Origin of the sequence: Pseudomonas sp. BIOMIG1BAC, assembly GCF_001705995.2 — a bacterium.
Lineage (GTDB): Bacteria > Pseudomonadota > Gammaproteobacteria > Pseudomonadales > Pseudomonadaceae > Aquipseudomonas > Aquipseudomonas sessilinigenes.
Genome location: NZ_CP049045.1, coordinates 3,219,155 through 3,238,299, shown reverse-complemented (window position 1 = coordinate 3,238,299; position 19,145 = coordinate 3,219,155). Strand labels below are relative to the sequence as shown.

The following is a 19,145-nucleotide window of genomic DNA, read 5'->3' as shown; positions in this document are numbered from 1 at the left end:
TTGAAACCTTATCCCATTCAGTTCGTGTCGATCGTCATCCCGGTCTACAACGAAGAACAGAGCCTTCCCGAGCTGTTGCGACGTACCGAAGCGGCTTGCCGCCTGCTCAAGCACGACTTTGAAATCGTCCTGGTGGACGACGGCAGTCGCGACGAGTCGGCGAATATCCTGCAAGCCGCCGCGGAACGCGAAGGCAGCCCGGTGGTGGCGGTCATCCTCAATCGCAACTACGGCCAGCACGCGGCGATCATGGCCGGTTTCGAGCAGTGCCGCGGCGACGTGGTGATTACCCTCGATGCCGACCTGCAGAACCCGCCGGAGGAAATCCCGCGCCTGGTGGCCCAGGCCGAGCTCGGCTACGACGTGGTCGGCACCGTGCGCAACAACCGCCAGGACTCGGCCTTCCGCCGCTGGCCATCGAAGCTGATCAACATGGCGGTGCAACGCTCCACTGGCGTGGCCATGAGCGACTACGGCTGCATGCTGCGCGCCTACCGCCGGACCATCATCGACGCGATGCTGGCCTGTACCGAACGCAGCACCTTCATCCCGATCCTGGCCAACAGCTTCGCCCGGCACACCACCGAGGTCTTGGTGGAGCACGCCGAGCGCGAGCACGGCGACTCCAAGTACAGCCCGATGCGCCTGGTCAATCTGATGTTCGACCTGATCACCTGCATGACCACCACCCCCCTGCGCCTGCTGAGCATCATCGGTTTCAGCATGGCCGGTCTGGGTGCGTTGTTCGCCATGCTGCTGATCATCCTGCGCTTGATCTTCGGCGCCACCTGGGCCGGCGACGGTAACTTCGTGCTGTTCGCGGTGCTCTTCGTGTTCACCGGCGGCCAGTTCATCGGCATGGGTCTTCTGGGCGAATACCTGGGACGCATGTACAGCGACGTGCGGGCCCGCCCGCGCTTCTTCATCGAAAAAGTCTTGCGCAGTCAGCCGGCGGCACCCGCCCCGACCGTGACTGTCGACGGTTTAACTTCCACCCATACTGATCAGGTTTCCCCATGAGCAATAAAGCTGTTGTCTTCGCCTACCACGATATTGGCTGTGCTGGCATCGAAGCCCTGCTCAACGCAGGTTATGAGATCGCTGCGGTATTCACCCACGCCGATGATCCGAAGGAAAACACCTTCTACGGTTCCGTCGCACAACTGTGCGCACGCAAGGGTATTGCCGTACACGCCCCGGAAGACGCCAACCACCCGCTGTGGATCGAGCGCATTGCCAAGCTCAACCCTGACTACCTGTTCTCCTTCTACTACCGCAACCTGCTGAGCGAACAGCTGCTGGCCACCGCCAGCAAGGGCGCGTTCAACCTGCACGGTTCCCTGCTGCCGCACTACCGTGGCCGCGCACCTGCGAACTGGGTCCTGGTCAAGGGCGAAACCGAGACCGGCGTGACCCTGCACCGCATGGTCAAGCGCGCCGATGCCGGTGCGATCATCGCCCAGGAACGCGTAGCCATCGAGCGCAGCGACACGGCGCTGAGCCTGCACCACAAGCTGCGTGACGCCGCTGCCAGCCTGCTGCACGACACCCTGCCGGCACTGGCCCAGGGCAAGGTCAGCGAAACCGCCCAGGACGAATCCAAGGCCAGCTACTACGGTCGTCGTACCGCTGCGGACGGCAAGCTGGAGTGGAAGCGCCCAGCCGAGGAGCTGTTCAACCTGGTGCGTGCCGTGACCCAACCTTATCCAGGTGCCTTCTGCGCCGTCGGCGAACACAAGCTGATCGTCTGGAGCGCCGAAGTGGCCAAGGGCAACGAAGGCCAGGCCCCGGGCCGGGTCATCAGCGTCGATCCGCTGCGCATCGCCTGTGGCGAAGACTCCCTGGTCATCACCTCCGGCCAGCGCAACGCCAACGGCCTGTACCTGAGCGGCCCGCAACTGGCCAACGAGCTGGGCCTGGTGGACGGTTCGCTGCTGCGCGGCGCCGAGTCCGGCCGCAAGCCACGTCGTACCCGCGTACTGATCCTGGGCGTCAACGGCTTCATCGGTAACCACCTGTCCGAGCGCCTGCTGCGCGACGACAAGTACGAAGTCTATGGCCTGGACATCGGCTGCGACGCCATCGAGCGCCTGCGCAGCCACCCGAACTTCCACTTCGTCGAAGGCGACATCAGCATTCACTCCGAGTGGATCGAGTACCACATCAAGAAGTGCGACGTGGTCCTGCCGCTGGTGGCCATCGCCACCCCGATCGAATACACCCGTAACCCACTGCGCGTATTCGAGCTGGACTTCGAAGAGAACCTGAAGCTGGTTCGCTACTGCGTGAAGTACAACAAGCGGGTGATCTTCCCGTCGACGTCGGAAGTCTATGGCATGTGCCAGGACAAGAACTTCGACGAAGACAACTCCAACCTGATCGTCGGCCCGATCAACAAGCAGCGCTGGATCTACTCGGTCTCCAAGCAACTGCTGGACCGCGTGATCTGGGCCTACGGCGCCAAGGGCCTGAACTTCACCCTGTTCCGTCCATTCAACTGGATGGGCCCGCGCCTGGACCGCCTGGACTCGGCACGTATCGGCAGCTCCCGGGCCATCACCCAGCTGATCCTCAACCTGGTGGAAGGCACCCCGATCCGCCTGTTCGATGGTGGCGAGCAGAAACGCTGCTTCACCGACATCGCTGACGGCATCGAGGCCCTGGCCCGCATCGTCGACAACGAGAACGACTGCTGCAACGGCCAGATCGTCAACATCGGCAACCCGGACAACGAAGCCAGCATCCGCCAGTTGGGCGAAGAGCTGCTGCGCCAGTTCGAAGCCCACCCGCTGCGTGGCAACTTCCCACCGTTCGCCGGTTTCCGCGAAGTGGAAAGCAAGGCCTTCTACGGCGCGGGCTACCAGGACGTGGAGCACCGCAAGCCAAGCATCGAGAATGCCAAGCGCCTGCTGAACTGGGAACCGACCGTGGAAATGAGCGAAACCATCGGCAACACCCTGGACTTCTTCCTGCGCGAAGCCATGCTGGAAATCGCCGATCGCGCCAAAGAAGAAGCACGCTGATGCAGGCAGGTCTGCGCATTGATGTCGATACCTACCGCGGCACCCGGGAGGGGGTGCCACGGCTGCTCGAGTCGCTGGATGAAGCCGGGGTCAAAGCCACGTTCTTCTTCAGCGTCGGGCCGGACAACATGGGGCGCCACCTGTGGCGCCTGATCCGTCCGCAGTTCCTCTGGAAAATGCTGCGGTCCAATGCTGCCGGCCTGTATGGCTGGGACATTCTCCTGGCCGGCACCGCCTGGCCAGGCAAACCCATTGGCCGGGACCTGGGGCACTTGATGCGCCAGGCCCTGGCTGCCGGACACGAAGTCGGCCTGCACGCCTGGGATCACCACGGCTGGCAGGCCAACACCGGGCGCTGGAGCCAGGCACAGCTGATCGAACAGATCCGCCGTGGCGTCGACAGCCTCAACGATATTCTCGGGCAAGCGGTGAGCTGCTCGGCATCTGCCGGTTGGCGTGCCGATGAGCGGGTCATCGAAGCCAAGCAACAATTCGGTTTTCGCTACAACAGCGATTGCCGCGGCCAGAGCCTGTTCCAGCCACGTTTGGCGGACGGCGGCCTGGGCGCGCCACAGATTCCGGTAGACCTGCCGACCTTCGACGAAGTCGTCGGCCCGGTGGTCTCGAGTGCTGATTTCAACGCTTTCATCCTCGACCGGTTCAAGCCAGGCAAGCTCAATGTCTACACCATCCACGCCGAAGTAGAAGGGATTCTGATGGCCAATGACTTCCGCCAGCTGCTGGCCAGTGCCAAGCAGCGCGACATTCATTTCCAGCCCCTGGGAGACATGCTCCCGGCGGACATCTCCAGCTTGCCGGCAGGCCAGGTGGTACGCGGTGCTCTGGAAGGCCGCGAAGGCTGGCTGGGAGTGCAAGGAGCATGACCAGACGTTGGGCCCTGTCACTGCTGCTGATCGCTTTCGGCCTGTTCTACCTCCTGCCCATGGCTACCCACGGCCTGTGGATTCCCGATGAAACCCGCTACGCGCAGATCAGCCAGGAAATGCTCCATGGCGGTCAATGGGCGTCGCCACATTTCATGGGGATTCGCTATTTCGAAAAACCGGTGGCGGGTTACTGGATGATGGCCATTGGTCAGGCCGTTTTCGGTGACAACCTGTTCGGGGTACGCGTGGCGTCAGCCCTGAGCACCGGACTGAGCGTGGTCCTGGCCTACCTGTTGGCCATGCGCTTGTGGAACGATCCGCGCAAGGCCCTGGCCAGCGCCGTGCTGTACATGAGCTTCACCGTGATGGCGCTGGTGGCGGGCTACGCCAACCTCGACCCGCAATTCACCTTCTGGGTCAACCTGAGCCTGGTTGCGCTGTGGTTCACGTTCGACTGCAAGACCTCCCGCGGGCAGCTGCTGGCCTGGATAGTCCTGGGCCTGGCCTGCGGCATGGGCTTCATGACCAAGGGATTCCTGGCCTGGTTGCTGCCAGTGTTGGTGGCCCTGCCCTACGCCATCTGGCAAAAACGCCTGAAATCGCTGCTGGTATTGGGTGGCATCGGCGTACTCGTTGCCATCCTCATCAGCCTGCCCTGGGCCTTGGCGGTGCACGCCCAGGAACCGGACTACTGGCGCTTCTTCTTCTGGCACGAGCATATTCGCCGCTTCGCCGGTGAAGATGCCCAGCATGCCTCGCCATGGTGGTACTACCTGCCATTGCTGGTGGCCTTCAGTGTGCCTTGGGTCATGTTGTTGCCTGCAACCTTCAAACAGGCCTGGAGCCAGCGACGCCTGGGCAGTAGCGGCTTCCTGCTGCTGTGGCTGGTGCTGCCACTGGCCTTCTTCAGCCTGAGCAAGGGCAAGCTGCCCGCCTATATCCTGCCGTGCCTGCTACCGCTGGCGCTGCTGATGGGCAATACCCTGATGGATCGCCTGAGTGCCAAGCAGACACGCATCATCAGCCTCAACGGCTTGCTCAATCTGCTGGCAGGCCTGTTGGGTTTGCTGGCGCTGGTGTACTTCCAGCTGAAAAAACCGGTGTATGTGGACGAGCCGCAGCACTTGGTGCTGGTTTACGTCCTGCTGCTGGGCTGGATCCTCAGCAACCTGCTGCAAGCCATGCGTCCGCTGACCCTGTGGGCGGCTCCAGCCCTGGGTAGTTTCCTGCTGGCGGCCCTGGCCCCGGCCGCCCTGCCCAATTCGGTGGTCTACAACAAGATTCCCGACCAATTCATCATCGATCACGTTGGTGAACTGAACGAAGCCAAGCACCTGCTGAGCAACGACCTTGGCGCGGCCTCGGCCCTGGCCTGGCGCCTGCGCCGCAGCGATGTGACCTTGTACAACACCGAGGGCGAGTTGAAATACGGCCTGGCCTATGACGATTCGGCCCAGCGCAAGGTCAACCTGGACCAGGTCCAACCGTGGATAGCCGAGGCCCGCAAGCAAGGCTCTGTAGGCGTGGTCATGCGGGTCAAGAGCCGCGACGAGGAGCATGAAGTCCAACTGCTGCCACCGGATGCCAAGCGTTATGCCCAGGGCAACATCGTGATTTTTATCATTCCCCAGAGCCAGCCATGAGCCTGTTGCTTCTACTCCTGGCCTGCGGGCTGACCTGCCTGGGCCAGGTGGCACAGAAATTTGCCGTTGAAAGCTGGCGCGACCAGCCATCGACCGTGGTGGCCAAGCTGCGCTCGGGCTGGTTGTGGCTGGCCCTGTTCAGCCTCGGCCTGGGCCTGCTGGTGTGGCTGCTGGTGCTGCAGCGCATGGAGGTGGGCGTGGCCTACCCGATGCTCAGCCTGAATTTCGTGTTCATCACCCTGATCGCCCGTTTCGTGTTCCGTGAGCACATCGATCGCCGCCACTGGCTCGGTGTCGCCCTGGTGATCGGTGGCGTAGTGCTGCTGGGGCGTCACGCATGAGCCGGGCCAAGGGATTCATCTTCGCCCTGGGCAGCGTGGTGCTGGTCAGTGGCGCACAACTGGCCATGCGCTGGAGTATGACTCGCCTGCCCACGCCACAGCAGTGGCTGGACGCCCTGGGCAACGGCACAGTCGATCTGGCCGCCCTGGCCGTGGTCATCGCGGCGATCTGCGCCTATGCCCTGTCGATGCTCTGCTGGCTGCTGGCCCTGCGCGACCTGCCGCTGGGCCGGGCCTATTCGCTGTTGAGCATCAGCTATGCACTGGTCTACCTGCTAGCCGCCAGCCTGCCGCTGTTCAACGAACCTTTCACGCTTTCCAAAACCCTCGGGGTGGCCTTGGTCATCCTCGGGGTCATCACCATCAACTCTCGATCTGCACCCGCGACAAGTCCCAGGAATACCCCATGAAAATCAGTGTATTTGGAAGTGGTTATGTCGGCCTCGTACAGGCTGCCGTGTTGGCTGAAGTCGGCCACGATGTCATCTGCATGGACATCGATGAGCAAAAGGTCAAACAGCTGCAACAAGGACACGTGAGCATCTTCGAGCCCGGGCTTGCAAGCCTGGTGAAGGAAAACCTCGAAGCCAAGCGACTGCACTTCACCAACGACGAAAAACTCGCGGTACAGCATGGCCAGGTGCTGTTCATTGCCGTTGGCACGCCGTCGAGCGAAGACGGCTCGGCCGACCTGCGCTACGTGCTGTCGGTGGGCGATGCCGTCGCCCGTCACCGTGAGCAGCCGCTGATCCTGGTGGAGAAATCCACCGTGCCAGTCGGCACCGGCGACACCCTCAAGGCCCACATCGAGAAAGCCCTGGACGGCCGTCCACTGCAATTCGATATCGTCTCCAACCCGGAATTCCTCAAGGAAGGCTCGGCGGTTTCCGACTGCCGCCGCCCGGACCGGATCATCATCGGTTGCGCCCGCGAAGAAGTACGCGACGTGATGCGCGACCTCTACGCACCGTTCAACCGCAACCATGACCGCATCATGTTCATGGACCTGCGCAGCGCCGAGCTGACCAAGTACGCCGCCAACTGCATGCTGGCGACCAAGATCAGCTTCATCAACCAGATCGCCGAACTGGCCGAACACCTGGGCGCCGATATCGAATCGGTACGCTTGGGGATCGGCGCCGATACTCGTATCGGCTACCACTTCATCTACCCTGGCTGCGGCTATGGCGGTTCGTGCTTCCCCAAGGACATGCGCGCGCTGATCCACAGTGCCGAGCAAGCCCATTGCTCCAGCGACCTGCTGCAAGCAGTGGAAGCCATCAACGAACGGCAGAAGCACAAGCTGTTCGAGCGTATCAAGGCTTTCTACAAGGGCGACCTGAAAGGCAAGACCTTCGCCCTGTGGGGCCTGGCGTTCAAGCCCAACACCGACGACATGCGCGACGCCCCAAGCCGGGTGCTGCTCGATGCATTGTTCGCCGCCGGTGCCGAAGTCCGCGCCTTCGACCCGGAAGCCATGCAGGAAACCCAGCGCTTGTATCCGGATGAGTCTCGCCTGCTGCTGATGGGCACCCCGGAGTCGGTACTCAACGGTGCCGACGCCCTGATCATCTGCACCGAGTGGCAGCAGTTCAAGGCTCCGGACTTCGACCTGATCCAACAGCGCCTCAAGGCGCCTGTGATTTTCGACGGCCGTAACCTATATGACGCCGAACGCCTGGCGCGCAATGGCTTCACCTACTTCCCGATCGGTCGTGGCGAGTCGCGCAATCTGCCGATCCCTCATCAGCAGTGGTCCGCCGAGGCCTGAATGAACACGCACTCCAGCTCCCCTGCGAACACACTACTTTGGCAATCGTTGGGGCTGGGGCTGCTGACTTTGCTGCTGTTCTGCGTCGGCGCCGATCATCAATCGGCGATCGGCTTCGACTCCCGTTTCTTCCTGTTCGCCAAGGAAATGCTACGCCATGGGCCGGGGTTCTTCCCCACGACCTATGGCGAGCCCTATGCCGACTACACTAGCGCCTCGACGCTGCTGGTGTGGTTGTTCTCGCTGCCCAACGGGCAGGTCACCAGCCTCACCGCCTGGCTGCCCACGGCCATCGCCTCGGCGCTGATCGTCAGCCTGGTCTACCGGCTGCTGGCCTCCTACTCCCGTACCTGGGCCCTGCTGAGCGTCGCCCTGTTGCTGCTCAGCAACACCTTTATCAGTGAAACCCGCGCGGTCTCCCTGGACCAGATGCTGGCGGCAGTTTCACTCACCGTGTTCTACCTGGGCTATGCCCACGACCATTTCGCGGCGCCCCGGCGCCTGGGCTGGATCCTGCTGTTGCTGGTGCTGGGCTTTGCCATTCGCGGCCCCATCGGCCTGGTGATCCCCACCGGCATGCTGTGCAGCTACTACCTGCTGGGCGGCCAGTGGCGTCGCTTGTTCGGCTTTGGCTTCAGCGCCCTGGGGTTGCTGGTGGCGTGCATCGCCCTGCTGCTGTGGCTGGCCAAGCTCAGTGGCGGCCAGGGTTTCGTCGACGACGTGATCCGCATGCAGTTCATGGGGCGCATGGACGGCAGCGAAGGCTCCAGCGACGTCCTCTATTACTTCACCAGTTCCCTGGGCAACTACGCCCTGGCCTATCCGCTGGCGATCCTGGCCTGGGTCGCCGTGCTGCTATCGCGCCCGGCAGAGCCGGGGCCTGGCCTGAAGCTACTGCGCCTGTGTACCGCAGCGGCCCTGGTGGTGATGATCGGCCTGTCGATTCCCCAGGCGAAGAAGGCCCGCTACCTGTTGCCGATGCTGCCCATGGCGGCCATTGTCGCGGCCTATCCGTTCCAGGCTGGCAGCGCTCGAATCATGGCCTGGCTGCGTGGCCTGATCCAGGGCTTGTGGTTGCTGCTACCGGGCCTGCTGATGGTCGGCCTGGTGGTATTGCGGCGCAAGTTCCCCGAACAGCTCACCCACCTCACGCCGATGCTGGTGGTGCTTGGCCTGTTGCAACTGCTGTCCCTGGCCTTGCTGTTCAAGCGCCAATGGCGGGCCGTGGGCCTGGCCTACAGCGCGGTCCTGGCGATCTGGGCTTGCTATATCGGCGTTTACGAGCCTGTCGAGCACCGGCTCTACGACACCCGCACCTTCAGCCATGCAGCCCTGCAGTTGATCGAGGCGGACCCGGCCCCGGTGATCCTCCATCGCATGGGCAAGGATGCCAAGGCGATCAAGTTCATGGTCAACCTCGACCAGGACCTGCAACCACAATTCACCGATCAGCCCCAGGCCCTGGCCCAGATCAGCGGACCGGCGTGGATCATCCTCGATCAGAGCGACCTGGCCAGTCTTGAAGGTACGGCCCTGGCTCACCTGGAGCCCGTGCTCAGTGCTCGCTTCGACAAGAACGACTTCGTCCTGCTGCACCTGCCCAAGGCGGCGACCGCGCAACCCTGAAGTCGTTGCGCGGCGTACCGCTGCCTCCTTACACTCGCGTCCATGACGATCAATATCCGCCGGGCGCGAGTGTCCGATGCCAATGCCCTGCCCGCTATCGAAACCTGCGCCGCCAGACTGTTTCTCCGCGATCCGCAACTGGCCTGGCTGGCCGAGGCCCCGGTGCTGGACGCCGAAGGACACCGGCGCAATATCCAGCGCCTGCCGGTCTGGGTGGCTTGCCCGGCAGAGGACCAGCCTTGCGCCTTCCTGTGCGCCGAACCCCTTGGCCACGAACTGCACATCTGGGAAATCTCCGTAGCCAGTGATTACCAGGGCCAGGGGATCGGCAAGGCACTGTTGCAGGCGGCCATCGAGCACGCCCGGCAGCAGCGACTCAAGGCCCTGACCCTCACGACCTTCCGGCAGTTGCCATGGAACGAGCCTTTTTATCAGCGCCAGGGTTTTATCACCCTGGATGCCGGGCAATTGGGAACACGCCTGGAACAGGTGCTGCTCGATGAACAGCAACATGGATTGCCGGCGCTGCGCCGTTGCGCCATGCGCCTGCTGTTGTAGACGCCATCAGCACAAGGACCGTACGAGGCCATGGCTGCCTACTCACTGATCATTCGCCGGTTGCTCATTTGCTCGCTGACCATCGTCGTCAGCCGGGCCCTGACCGGTGCCCTGCTCACCCAGTTTCTCAGCCACAAGTTGGGCCTGGACCAGCAGGACGTAGGCCTGCTGCTGGGCATCGCGGTGTTCAGCGCCACCCTGCTCGCCCTGTACGGCGGCTACATCATCGATCGCCTGGACAAGCGCCGGCTGCTGATCCTGACCATGCTCTCCAGCGGCATCGGTTTCATATTGCTGACCTTCGCCCAGGATCTGTGGCTGACTACCGTGGTGCTGGTCCTGGTGGAAACGGCTTCGGCGCTGTTCCTGATCGGCTCCAAGGCGATCATCAGTGAATGCCTGCCCCAGGAGCAGCGAGCCCGAGTCTTTTCCCTGCGCTACACCTTGACCAACATCGGCTACGCCACCGCGCCGATGCTGGGAGTGGTGATCGCCGGCTATATGTTTCAGGCCCCGTTCCTGCTGGCCGGGGCCATTGCCCTTGGCAGCATGTGGCTGATGCGCGGCGTGGGCCGAGGTGCGGTCGACATCGGCAAGCCGCTGAGTTTCCTCACGACACTGGCGACCCTGAAAAACGATCGCACGCTGGTCATCTTCACCGCTGGCTGCTTGCTCAGCACCATCGTCCACGGGCGTTTCACGCTCTACCTGTCGCAGTACCTGATGGTCACCCAGGAACCTCGCCAGGCCTTGGACACCATGGCGGCGCTGCTGGCCTGTAACGCCCTGTGCGTAATCGCGCTGCAATACCAGATCGGTCGTTTTCTCAAGCGCGAGCAACTGCGCTACTGGATCGCCCTGGGCACGGCCCTGTTCATGGCCGGCCTGATCGGTTTCAGCGTTGCCGACAACCTGCTGCTCTGGTGCCTGGCAATGCTGGTGTTCACCCTGGGGGAGATGATCATCTACCCGGCAGAATTCCTGTTCGTCGACACCCTGGCCCCCGAGTCCCTGCGCGGCAGCTACTACGCCGCGCAGAACCTGGCGGCGGTGGGCGGTGCCCTGAGCCCGATCATCTGCGGCTACCTGCTGACCCACAGCATCCCGGCCAGCATGTTTTATGTGTTGGCCGGCCTGAGCGCCGCCGGTGGTTGCCTGTGTTATCGCAGTGCCCGCCGGACGGGGGTTTGAGTGCAAAAAATCTGCACTTAAGCTGCATTATTATGAATTTGCCAACCCATCGATTCCTCGGCAGACTGCGCCGGTTCCTCCCCCAAATGTTGGAACGTTCAAGGGCTTTCTGGTGATCCAGACAAGCCCTTCTTTTTGCCCGCCTGAAAATGGATCGCTTGTGTCGATGTTCACCCGCTGGAAACCCGCCGCCATCAATACCCGCCCCCTGGAATGGAGTCGCGCTGCCATCGGCGTGGCCCTGGGCCCCCTGTTCAGTGTCTGGCTCTGCGCCAAGGTCTTCGGCATGCCGGTGGCCTTGCACTTGATCGGTCCCCTGGGGGCATCGGCCGTGCTGCTGTTCGCGGTATCCTCCGGCGCCCTGGCCCAACCCTGGTCGATCCTGGGGGGCTACCTGTGCGCGGCGGTGATGGCCCTGTTGGCCGCCCACTTCCTGGGGCGCAGCCTGGGCAGCGCAGGCCTGGCTGCCGGCACGGCCCTGGTGCTGATGTGCTGGCTGCGCTGCCTGCACCCACCGGCCGGTGCCCTGGCCCTGACCCTGGTGTTGGCCGACCCGGCCAGTGTCGCCCTCGACTGGCGCGAGTTGGGCCCGGTAATGTTGGCCGCGGCCAGTCTGCTGGCCAGTGCCCTGGTCTACAACAACCTGACCCGTACCCGCTATCCCAAGGGGCCGGGCGAGCCGCCGGCGGTCCTCGCCCCCGCCGGGCCCAGCGACAGCCTGGCGATCACTGCCGTCGATCTCAAGCGGGCCCTGGAGGAAATGGAGGAGTTCTTCGATGTCACCCCCGAGGACCTGGAGCAACTGATCCACGCCAGCGAAGCACACGCCCGCCGCCGCAGTATTGGCCAGGTGCTGTCCTCGGCCCCACAGTCGCGCCCCTGAGCCTTTTCAGGCAGCCGCTTGCCGGCTGCCATGTTGCGCTCAGACCATCGGCGACCAGCGCTGGGACCAGTCGTTATCTCTCTGGATGACCTCGCGCAAGACATCGAAAGCCTGTTGCAGCGGCTCCGAATCCCGCTCCCGGGCATAGAGTAGATAGGTCGGGAAGCTGAACTCCGGGGCCTTTTCCACTCGTTCCAATACACCACTGTCCAGGTAGCTCTGCACCACCCGGGTACGGAAGTAGCCACTGCCACCGGCATCGAGGATGAACTGCAGCGCCAGCGGCCCCAGGTTGAAACCCACCGCGGCCTTGGCCTGCTCCGGCAAGGCGGCATCGTGCTGGCGCCGGAAGTCCTCGCCCCAATCGATATAGACATAGGGCTGTGGACGGCCAGCCAGGCGCACCTGGATCAGTTTTTCCTCAAGCATTTGCTCCACTTGCAGGCCCGGCGAGTACAGCGGTTGGAACACCAGCGCCGCATCCAGCACGCCCAGTTCCAACTGCCGTTGCAAGCTCGCGCCGTCGCCGATCTGGGTGCGCACCGCATGGTTGGGCAGCGCCTGGCGCAGGCGGCGCACCCAGTTGAGCATCAGCGGATTGCACAGGCTCAACTCACCACCGATGTGCAGCACATTGCGATAGCCAGCCAGCAATGGCAGGTCGCGCTGGGCCGCTTCCCAGGTCTGTACCAGCTGGTTGGCGTAGGCAATGAAGGCCTCGCCATCGGCCGTGGGCCTGGCACCGGCACGGTTGCGTACCAGCAGCTTGCAGTTGAGCTGGCCTTCCAGGTTCTGCACCCGGGCGCTGATGGCGGTTTGGGTCAGGTGCAGGCGTTCGGCGGCGGCAATCAGGCTGCCGCTGCGGACGATCTCCAGGAAGGTGCGGGCCAGATCGATATCCATAGTGCCTCTGTAGCGTCGAAGTCGAGCGCCATTGTAACGGCCCGTCTCTTTTGAACCAGTGGTGCAAATGACCGGTGCCTCGCCCATCGCCCATCGCCTGTACATGGCCATGGCTGACGGCAAACTAACAAATACGCCATTCTATTGTAATCCAACTAACAACTTAACTATTAACCCGGCAATCAAATACACCAAATCATGCTGCGTAGGCGATACGTGGATGCCGGAAATAAGAACGGATTCTTTGAGGGCGTAATTGCAATCGTCTCATGACCGAGCGAACACGCCTTTCCAGTTCGTCCTGATTACGCGCCGGCAAGCCCGTGCGAACCTGATGTTTCAAATCACAATTCAAATACTCGTCAGGGTTCAACTCCGGGGCGTAGGCCGGCAAGAAGAACAGTTCGATTTGCTCTTTGCGGTCGCCAACCCAGGCGCTCACCTTTTTGCTGTGGTGTACGCGCAGGTTGTCGAGAATCAGGAACACCTTGCGGCCCTGAGCATCGCGAATCAGGCGACTCAGGAAGCGAATCAGCACTGGGGCTGTCAGCGTTTCCCGATACAGCATGAAGCGCAGTTTGCCCCGATTGGTCACGGTGGAAATCATGTTGGTGGAAAAACGACTGCCGCTGACCAGGCGCACCGGCGTTTCGCCAATAGGGGCGTAGCTGCGGCCAGCATGGCTGTCACTGCGCATACCGGTTTCGTCGCCCCACTGAATCTCACCATTCTCAGCCCTGGCCCGCTGTGCGATGCGTGGATATTCATTATCCAGCCAGTGCTGAACCACTTCAGGTTTCTGCTGATAAGCCCGATGCAGTGGGCGCTGCGGGGTGTAGCCCCAACGCTTGAGGTATTCACCAACCGTTCGAACCGGCATGAGAAAACCACAGCGCTGGCGGATCAGTTCTCGCACCGCATCACGCGTCCAGAGCGCAAAGCCGAGCTTGAGTTGGTCGGGCATCTTATCGGTCATCAAGGTGCGAATCAGCACTTCCTGGCTGGAGCTCAAACTGCGGCGATCACCCTGGCGCACACCACGCTGGCCGCCGGCAATGGCAGCCTTTTCGCCTTTATGTTCTGCGACCTGCGCCCAGTGAGCAATAGTGCGGGGGTGAACACCAACCGCTTCGCCAATAGCCTTGTAGGTGTAACCCTGCTCACGCATGCGTAGGGCCGTGGAGCGCTTTTCACGTTGTTCTTGGGGGCTGAGTTTACGGGCATCTATTTTCATGGAGACAGATTATCTAATATGCCCTATTTATTTGCCAGGTTAATAAGCAAAGCCACGACGCAGCCAGCCCCGGGTAATTAATTACAACTTTGTCAGTTACTTGGTGAAATATTACACGCCACGCGACAAACGAAATTTTCACAAAACACCCACTGATTACCGACATTATTTTCCCAAGAATCAATCAGCCTTAAACGCTTGGGTTCATTCATGTCGCGACTATCGATAAGTTCATCAGGCCACCCATTAAAACAACTTTTCCGTTATCTACTGGTGGGAGGTGTTGCCACCCTGAGTCATTACATATTGTTCCTACTGTTGCTCGGCCCCTTGCCAGCCTTACTCGCCAGCCTACTCGGTGCCGCTCTCGGCACCTGGGTCGCCTACCTGGGCAACAAGCGTTGGACCTTCCCACCAGTCGGCACTACCAGGAACACCCAGGCCCTGCGCTTCTGCCTGGTGGCTGCCGGCTACAACCTCGGCAACGCCCTGCTGATGCTGTGCCTGCTGGCGCTCTACCCAGACTCTCCCTTGTCGATGCAAATGCTCAGCACGCTCTGCCTGACCTTGGGCAGCTATTGGATAAACCGAACCTGGACATTTAAAAATGAAGTTGCCTAGTTGCGTACCGATGGATAACCACTCGATTATCAGCATCATTGTCTGCTGTTATGACGAGGCCCACATACTGCCCGAGTTCCATCATCGCCTCATGCTGGTATTGAATGCGTTACCCGTGGCTTACGAAGTCGTGTATGTCAACGATGGCAGCCAGGATGGAAGTGACCAACTACTGGAACAATTCTGTCGTGCGCCCAAGGTGCGCTGCCTCAATTTGAGCCGTAACTTCGGCAAGGAGTCGGCGATGTCGGCAGGCATCGATCATGCAATGGGGGACGCGGTACTGTTTATCGATGCCGATCTGCAGGACCCGCCGGAGCTGATTCCCGCCATGGTCCGCCACTGGCTGGCCGGCTACGACATCGTCAACATGCAACGCAGCGACCGGCGCAGCGATACCGCCGGCAAGCGTTTGAGCGCACAGCTCTACTACAAGTTGATGAACCTGCTGGTGGACAAGTACCCGGTACCACCGGATGTCAGCGATTTCCGCCTGATCGGTACCGCTCCCCTGAATGCCCTGCGCAACATGCCGGAGCGGGCCACCCTGATGAAAGGCCTGGTCAATTGGCTGGGTTTCAGGACCATCGAAATTCCCTACCAACGGGCCCGGCGCAAGGCCGGTGAGTCGAAATGGAGCCCCATGGCCCTGGTGGACCTGGCCATGGAGGGTGTGCTGGCGTTCTCACGCAAGCCGCTGCGCTGGTTCAGCGTATTGAGCCTGGCAACGCTGCTGTTGACCGGTACTTACCTGATGCACCAATGGTTCGTCGACGCCTTCAGCGTGGATCACCTGATCCTCGGTGCCCTGGCCCTGGTCCTGGTGGGCGTTGCCATGGTGGGCGAATACATCGGCGCCGCACTGGTGGAGGTCAAGCGTCGCCCGCTGTACTTCCTGCGTAGCACCTTTGGCGGGTTTTCCCGCCAGTTGCAGGCGCCTCCTGCGCTTGAGTCCGACGAGCAAGAGCGGATCCGATGAACGCCCTTCCAACCCGCACCCTGTGGTGGTTGCTGCTGGGCATCCTCGGCCTGCGCCTGGCAAGCCTGGGGCTCTATCCGCTGATGGACACCTCCGAGGCACGCTACGGCGAGATGGCGCGCAAGATGCTCGAGCTGGGCGATTGGGTGACGCCGATGTTCGACTACGGTGTGCCCTTCTGGGGCAAGCCGCCGTTGGCGTTCTGGAGCCAGGCCCTGGCCATGCAGGTCCTGGGGATCAACGAATTCGCCGTGCGCCTGCCGGCCTGGCTGTTTCATGTAGCCAGTTGCCTGATCCTGATCCGCTTCGCCCGCGAGGAGTACGACGAGCGCAGTGGCCTGTTGGCGGCGATCCTGTTCTCCAGTTCAAGCCTGGGCCTGTTGGCGGCGGGCGTGGTGCTGACCGACCCGGCCCTGAGCTTTTCCCTCCTGCTGGCCTGCTACGGCTTCTGGCGCGGCTGCGTGCATGCCGACCGCGGCTGGGCCTTGGCGGGTTTCTTCGGCCTGGGCCTCGGGCTACTGGCCAAAGGTCCGCTGGTTCTGGTTCTGGTCGGTGCCCAGGCAGGCTTGTGGACGCTGTTCAATAGGCAGTGGCGGGCCCTCTATCGCCTGCCCTGGGCGAGCGGCGTGGGCCTGATGCTATTAGTTGCACTGCCCTGGTACCTCCTGGCCGAGTCGCGCAGCCCTGGCTTTCTCGACTACTTCCTGGTGGGCGAACACTGGAAGCGTTATGTGGTCAGCGACTGGGCTGGCGACCTGTACGGCAGCGCCCACGAACGGCCCTTCGCCAGCATCTGGCTGGAACTGTTGATGGCGCTGTTGCCCTGGAGCCTATTGCTGCCGCTGCTGTACCGGCTCTACCGGACACCTGCGGGGGTCGACCGCCGCCTGAGCTTCATCACCTTGTGGGCGCTGGTTACACCGCTGTTCTTTACCTTTTCGGGCAACATCCTCTGGACCTATGTACTGCCTGCCCTGCCCGCCTGGTGCCTGTTGTTGGCCCTGGCCCTGCAAGCACTGCCGCAACGCAGCAGCAGGAGCGCACCGTACCTGTTGCTGGTGCTGTCGTTGCTGCTGCCGCTGGGCCTGCTGTTCACCGTAAACAACGGCGCCGCCCTGCAACGACCGCAGAACCAGCAAGCCCTGGCCAGGGCCTGGAACGACCTGCAAGCGACCCAGCCCGGGCCGCTCTACTACTGGGGACGCCGCTCCTATTCCGCTGAGTTCTACAGCGCGGGGCAAGCACGCCGGGTCAAGGCCCTGGAACAATTGCCCACTGACCGGGCGTTCTACCTGGCGCGGCGGATGAAGGACCTTGACCAGGAGCGCGAGCAATTGCCGACCCTGGGCTGCGTGGAGCAACTGCGGGCCAGCCAGAGCCTGTTGTTCTGGTGCACCGGGCAATCCATCAGGCCGCCGAACGCTGCCGCAGCGGTACCGCCAGGCTGACCGCCCGCACCGAGGCCCCGGCTCCCAGGCCCAGCGCCCGGGCACTGGCGGCATCGACAATCAGCGTGCCAGCTGCGACCCGGGCTGGAGCCGCGGTGATCCGGCAGGTGGCGAACTGGCGGTTATGGATCAGGTATGGCTCGGCCTGCTCGCCAGGGGTGCCAATGCTCAGTTGCAGGACCTGGCTGTCGCGTACGGCGCGAATATCGCCGGTCGCACATTCGATCAGCGGGCCACCGTCGAAGATATCGATGTAGTCCTTGAAGCCGAATCCTTCGGCCTTGAGCATGCCCAGGGCCGGTTCGGTATTGGGGTGGACCCGGCCGATCACCGCGCGAGCGGCTTCGGGCAGCAGGCAGGTGGGCAATGGGAACTTGGGCATCAGTTCGGCAATGAAGGTCTTGTTACCCAGGCCGGTGAGATGATCGGCGGCGGCAAAGTCCATCTTGAAGAAATGCCGGCCCAAGCCTTCCCAGAAGGGCGAAACCCCGGCCTCGTCGGAGTAGCCACGCATCTCGGCGATCACCTTTTCGCCAAAGCATTGGCGGAACTCGGCCAGGAACAGGAACCGCGCCTTGGACAGCAGGCGGCCGTTGAGGCCGCTGCGATGATCGGCGTGCAGGAACAACGAACACAACTCCGAATGCCCGGTCATGTCGTTCCCCAGGAACAGGGTCGGTAGTTGCTGGTTGATGCCCAGGTTCCTGGAGGCCGCGACGAACAAGCCCAGCCGGTAGTTGTACCAGGGCTCGCGCAGGCCCACGGCCCCGGCCAGGGCGCAAATGCCCACGGCTTCGCCCTGCTCGCTCTGCAGCACGAACAGGTAGTCGGCATCGGCCCGCTCGGCTTCGCCGGCAAAGGTCTTCTGCGCCCACTCCAGGCGCTGGCGCAAGCGCGTGGCGTCGGCGGGCAAGGTGGTCAGGCCGGCACCGGCGCTATGGGCCAAATCCAGCAGGGCTGGCAAGTCGGCCAGGTTGGCAGGACGGACGATCATCGTGATTGCTCCCTCTGGGGTTGACGTTCAGGCAGGTAGATTTCCGCCAGCATGCAGCGGGCACTGCCGCCGCCGATGCGTTCAATGGTGTCGATGTTCACCGGCAGGGGCTGGACGTGGCGTTCGATCAACCGACGCTGCTGCAAGTCCAGCGAGCGCCAGGCCGTACGCGACATCACCAGCAATGGCTCACCGGCGCTGTTGTGCACTTCCAGCATATTGCCGGCGAAGGATTCCAGTTGGGCCCAGGTCAAGGGCAGCACCTGTTTGCCGCTGTCTTGCAGGCTGCGCTGCAAGCTCGCCCGTTGTTCCGGGTCATCCACCGCCAGCAGGCAGGCCACGGCCAATTGGCTGCCGACGCTCATCATCACGTTGGTGTGATAGATCGGTACGCCCTGGCGATCGCGGGCATGGAACCCACAGAGCTGGTAGTCCAGCAGCTCGGCCAACTGCTCCAGGGCACGGGCATGGGTGCGACTGGAGTAGCCGGCGTAGCAGATGCGCCGCTGGCGGTCCAGGACCATGCTGCCGGTGCCTTCGAGGAAGATGTCTTGCTGCTCCAGGGGGCTCAGGTCGAGGGTTCGTGTCACCTGGTATTGCTCATGCAAGTGGGCCAGTACGCCTTTGTAGCGCTCCAGGCGGCGGTTGCGTCCCTGCATCGGGTACAGCACCAGGGTGCCGTCCGGGTGGCTGCTCCAGCAGTTGTTGGGAAAGATCGAATCCGGGGTGTGAGGCACTGCGCTGTCTTCATGCACCAGTACCTTCACCCCCTGTTCGCGCAAGCAGGCGACATAACCATCGAACTCCAGCAGGGCCTTGGCCTGGACATCTTCGGCGGCCAGGGCGGGTCGCTGGAAACTGTTGTTGCTCGCCGTATCCTGGTTGAACGAGAAACACGAGGGACGGATCATCAAAACACTATGGGTGGTCTGCATGGGCACGCAATCAGTGAGAGTCGGGAGGTACCCATTGTGGTTTTGTACGCGGGCAAAACCCGGCTGATCCGAAGGCTTGCACAGTAGAAAATGGCTGAATGGACCCCA

Annotated in this window: 18 protein-coding genes; 14 read left to right on the top strand and 4 right to left on the bottom strand. The window is 62.4% G+C overall.

All coding sequences use genetic code 11. From position 1 onward, the window contains the following. From arnC to ATY02_RS15380, 11 genes are all read left to right on the top strand, one after another. Positions 1-1,020, top strand: a complete 1,020-nt coding sequence (arnC, locus tag ATY02_RS15430) for an undecaprenyl-phosphate 4-deoxy-4-formamido-L-arabinose transferase (protein ID WP_068587260.1) — start codon at positions 1-3, stop codon at positions 1,018-1,020. Then, on the top strand, positions 1,017-3,023 hold the full coding sequence (arnA, locus tag ATY02_RS15425; RefSeq protein ID WP_068587262.1) for a bifunctional UDP-4-amino-4-deoxy-L-arabinose formyltransferase/UDP-glucuronic acid oxidase ArnA: 2,007 nt from the start codon (positions 1,017-1,019) through the stop codon (positions 3,021-3,023). Before arnC ends, arnA begins: the two co-directional genes overlap by 4 nt. Continuing rightward, positions 3,023-3,907: a 4-deoxy-4-formamido-L-arabinose-phosphoundecaprenol deformylase gene (gene arnD / locus ATY02_RS15420; RefSeq protein ID WP_068587264.1), complete on the top strand. Its 885-nt coding sequence runs from the start codon at positions 3,023-3,025 to the stop codon at positions 3,905-3,907. The genes arnA and arnD overlap by 1 nt, the downstream gene beginning before the upstream one ends. Beyond that, entirely contained in the window at positions 3,904-5,553 is a 1,650-nt protein-coding gene (gene arnT / locus ATY02_RS15415) for a lipid IV(A) 4-amino-4-deoxy-L-arabinosyltransferase (protein ID WP_068587266.1), read from the top strand. Before arnD ends, arnT begins: the two co-directional genes overlap by 4 nt. Further along, complete coding sequence (gene arnE, locus ATY02_RS15410; protein ID WP_068587268.1) at positions 5,550-5,894, top strand: 4-amino-4-deoxy-L-arabinose-phosphoundecaprenol flippase subunit ArnE; 345 nt, start codon at positions 5,550-5,552, stop codon at positions 5,892-5,894. Before arnT ends, arnE begins: the two co-directional genes overlap by 4 nt. Next, complete coding sequence (gene arnF / locus ATY02_RS15405; RefSeq protein WP_068587270.1) at positions 5,891-6,304, top strand: 4-amino-4-deoxy-L-arabinose-phosphoundecaprenol flippase subunit ArnF; 414 nt, start codon at positions 5,891-5,893, stop codon at positions 6,302-6,304. The genes arnE and arnF overlap by 4 nt, the downstream gene beginning before the upstream one ends. Further along, positions 6,301-7,665 (top strand): UDP-glucose dehydrogenase family protein, encoded by a 1,365-nt coding sequence (locus ATY02_RS15400; RefSeq protein WP_068587272.1) that lies wholly within the window; start codon positions 6,301-6,303, stop codon positions 7,663-7,665. Before arnF ends, ATY02_RS15400 begins: the two co-directional genes overlap by 4 nt. Then, entirely contained in the window at positions 7,666-9,291 is a 1,626-nt protein-coding gene (locus ATY02_RS15395) for an ArnT family glycosyltransferase (protein WP_068587274.1), read from the top strand. A 42-nt stretch (positions 9,292-9,333) separates the two neighbouring features. Beyond that, positions 9,334-9,849, top strand: coding sequence for a GNAT family N-acetyltransferase (locus ATY02_RS15390; RefSeq protein ID WP_068587276.1), 516 nt, complete (start codon positions 9,334-9,336; stop codon positions 9,847-9,849). A gap of 30 nt (positions 9,850-9,879) precedes the next feature. After that, positions 9,880-11,040: an MFS transporter gene (locus tag ATY02_RS15385; protein ID WP_068587278.1), complete on the top strand. Its 1,161-nt coding sequence runs from the start codon at positions 9,880-9,882 to the stop codon at positions 11,038-11,040. Positions 11,041-11,206: 166 nt separating this feature from the next. Then, positions 11,207-11,923 (top strand): HPP family protein, encoded by a 717-nt coding sequence (locus ATY02_RS15380; protein WP_068587280.1) that lies wholly within the window; start codon positions 11,207-11,209, stop codon positions 11,921-11,923. A gap of 39 nt (positions 11,924-11,962) precedes the next feature. Here the strand turns inward: ATY02_RS15380 and ATY02_RS15375 are convergent, their stop codons facing one another. Both ATY02_RS15375 and ATY02_RS15370 read right to left on the bottom strand, forming a co-directional pair. Next, positions 11,963-12,826, bottom strand: a complete 864-nt coding sequence (locus ATY02_RS15375; RefSeq protein ID WP_068587281.1) for a LysR family transcriptional regulator — start codon at positions 12,824-12,826, stop codon at positions 11,963-11,965. Between the two features lie 196 nt (positions 12,827-13,022). After that, on the bottom strand, positions 13,023-14,060 hold the full coding sequence (locus tag ATY02_RS15370) for an IS630-like element ISPa47 family transposase (protein ID WP_011911785.1): 1,038 nt from the start codon (positions 14,058-14,060) through the stop codon (positions 13,023-13,025). Positions 14,061-14,270: 210 nt separating this feature from the next. Between ATY02_RS15370 and ATY02_RS15365 the strand changes: the two genes are divergently transcribed. Genes ATY02_RS15365 through ATY02_RS15355 form a run of 3 tightly spaced genes read left to right on the top strand, consistent with a single transcriptional unit; the run spans position 14,271 to position 17,108 of the window. Next, positions 14,271-14,681, top strand: coding sequence for a GtrA family protein (locus tag ATY02_RS15365; protein WP_068575879.1), 411 nt, complete (start codon positions 14,271-14,273; stop codon positions 14,679-14,681). Continuing rightward, positions 14,668-15,660, top strand: coding sequence for a glycosyltransferase family 2 protein (locus ATY02_RS15360; RefSeq protein WP_068575880.1), 993 nt, complete (start codon positions 14,668-14,670; stop codon positions 15,658-15,660). Before ATY02_RS15365 ends, ATY02_RS15360 begins: the two co-directional genes overlap by 14 nt. Continuing rightward, complete coding sequence (locus tag ATY02_RS15355; protein ID WP_068575881.1) at positions 15,657-17,108, top strand: ArnT family glycosyltransferase; 1,452 nt, start codon at positions 15,657-15,659, stop codon at positions 17,106-17,108. Before ATY02_RS15360 ends, ATY02_RS15355 begins: the two co-directional genes overlap by 4 nt. Here ATY02_RS15355 and astA read toward each other — a convergent pair. Further along, complete coding sequence (astA, locus tag ATY02_RS15350) at positions 17,068-18,102, bottom strand: arginine N-succinyltransferase (RefSeq protein WP_068575882.1); 1,035 nt, start codon at positions 18,100-18,102, stop codon at positions 17,068-17,070. The genes ATY02_RS15355 and astA overlap by 41 nt on opposite strands. Continuing rightward, entirely contained in the window at positions 18,099-19,037 is a 939-nt protein-coding gene (ctlX, locus tag ATY02_RS15345; protein ID WP_068575884.1) for a citrulline utilization hydrolase CtlX, read from the bottom strand. The genes astA and ctlX overlap by 4 nt, the downstream gene beginning before the upstream one ends. Between the last annotated feature and the right edge of the window lie 108 nt (positions 19,038-19,145).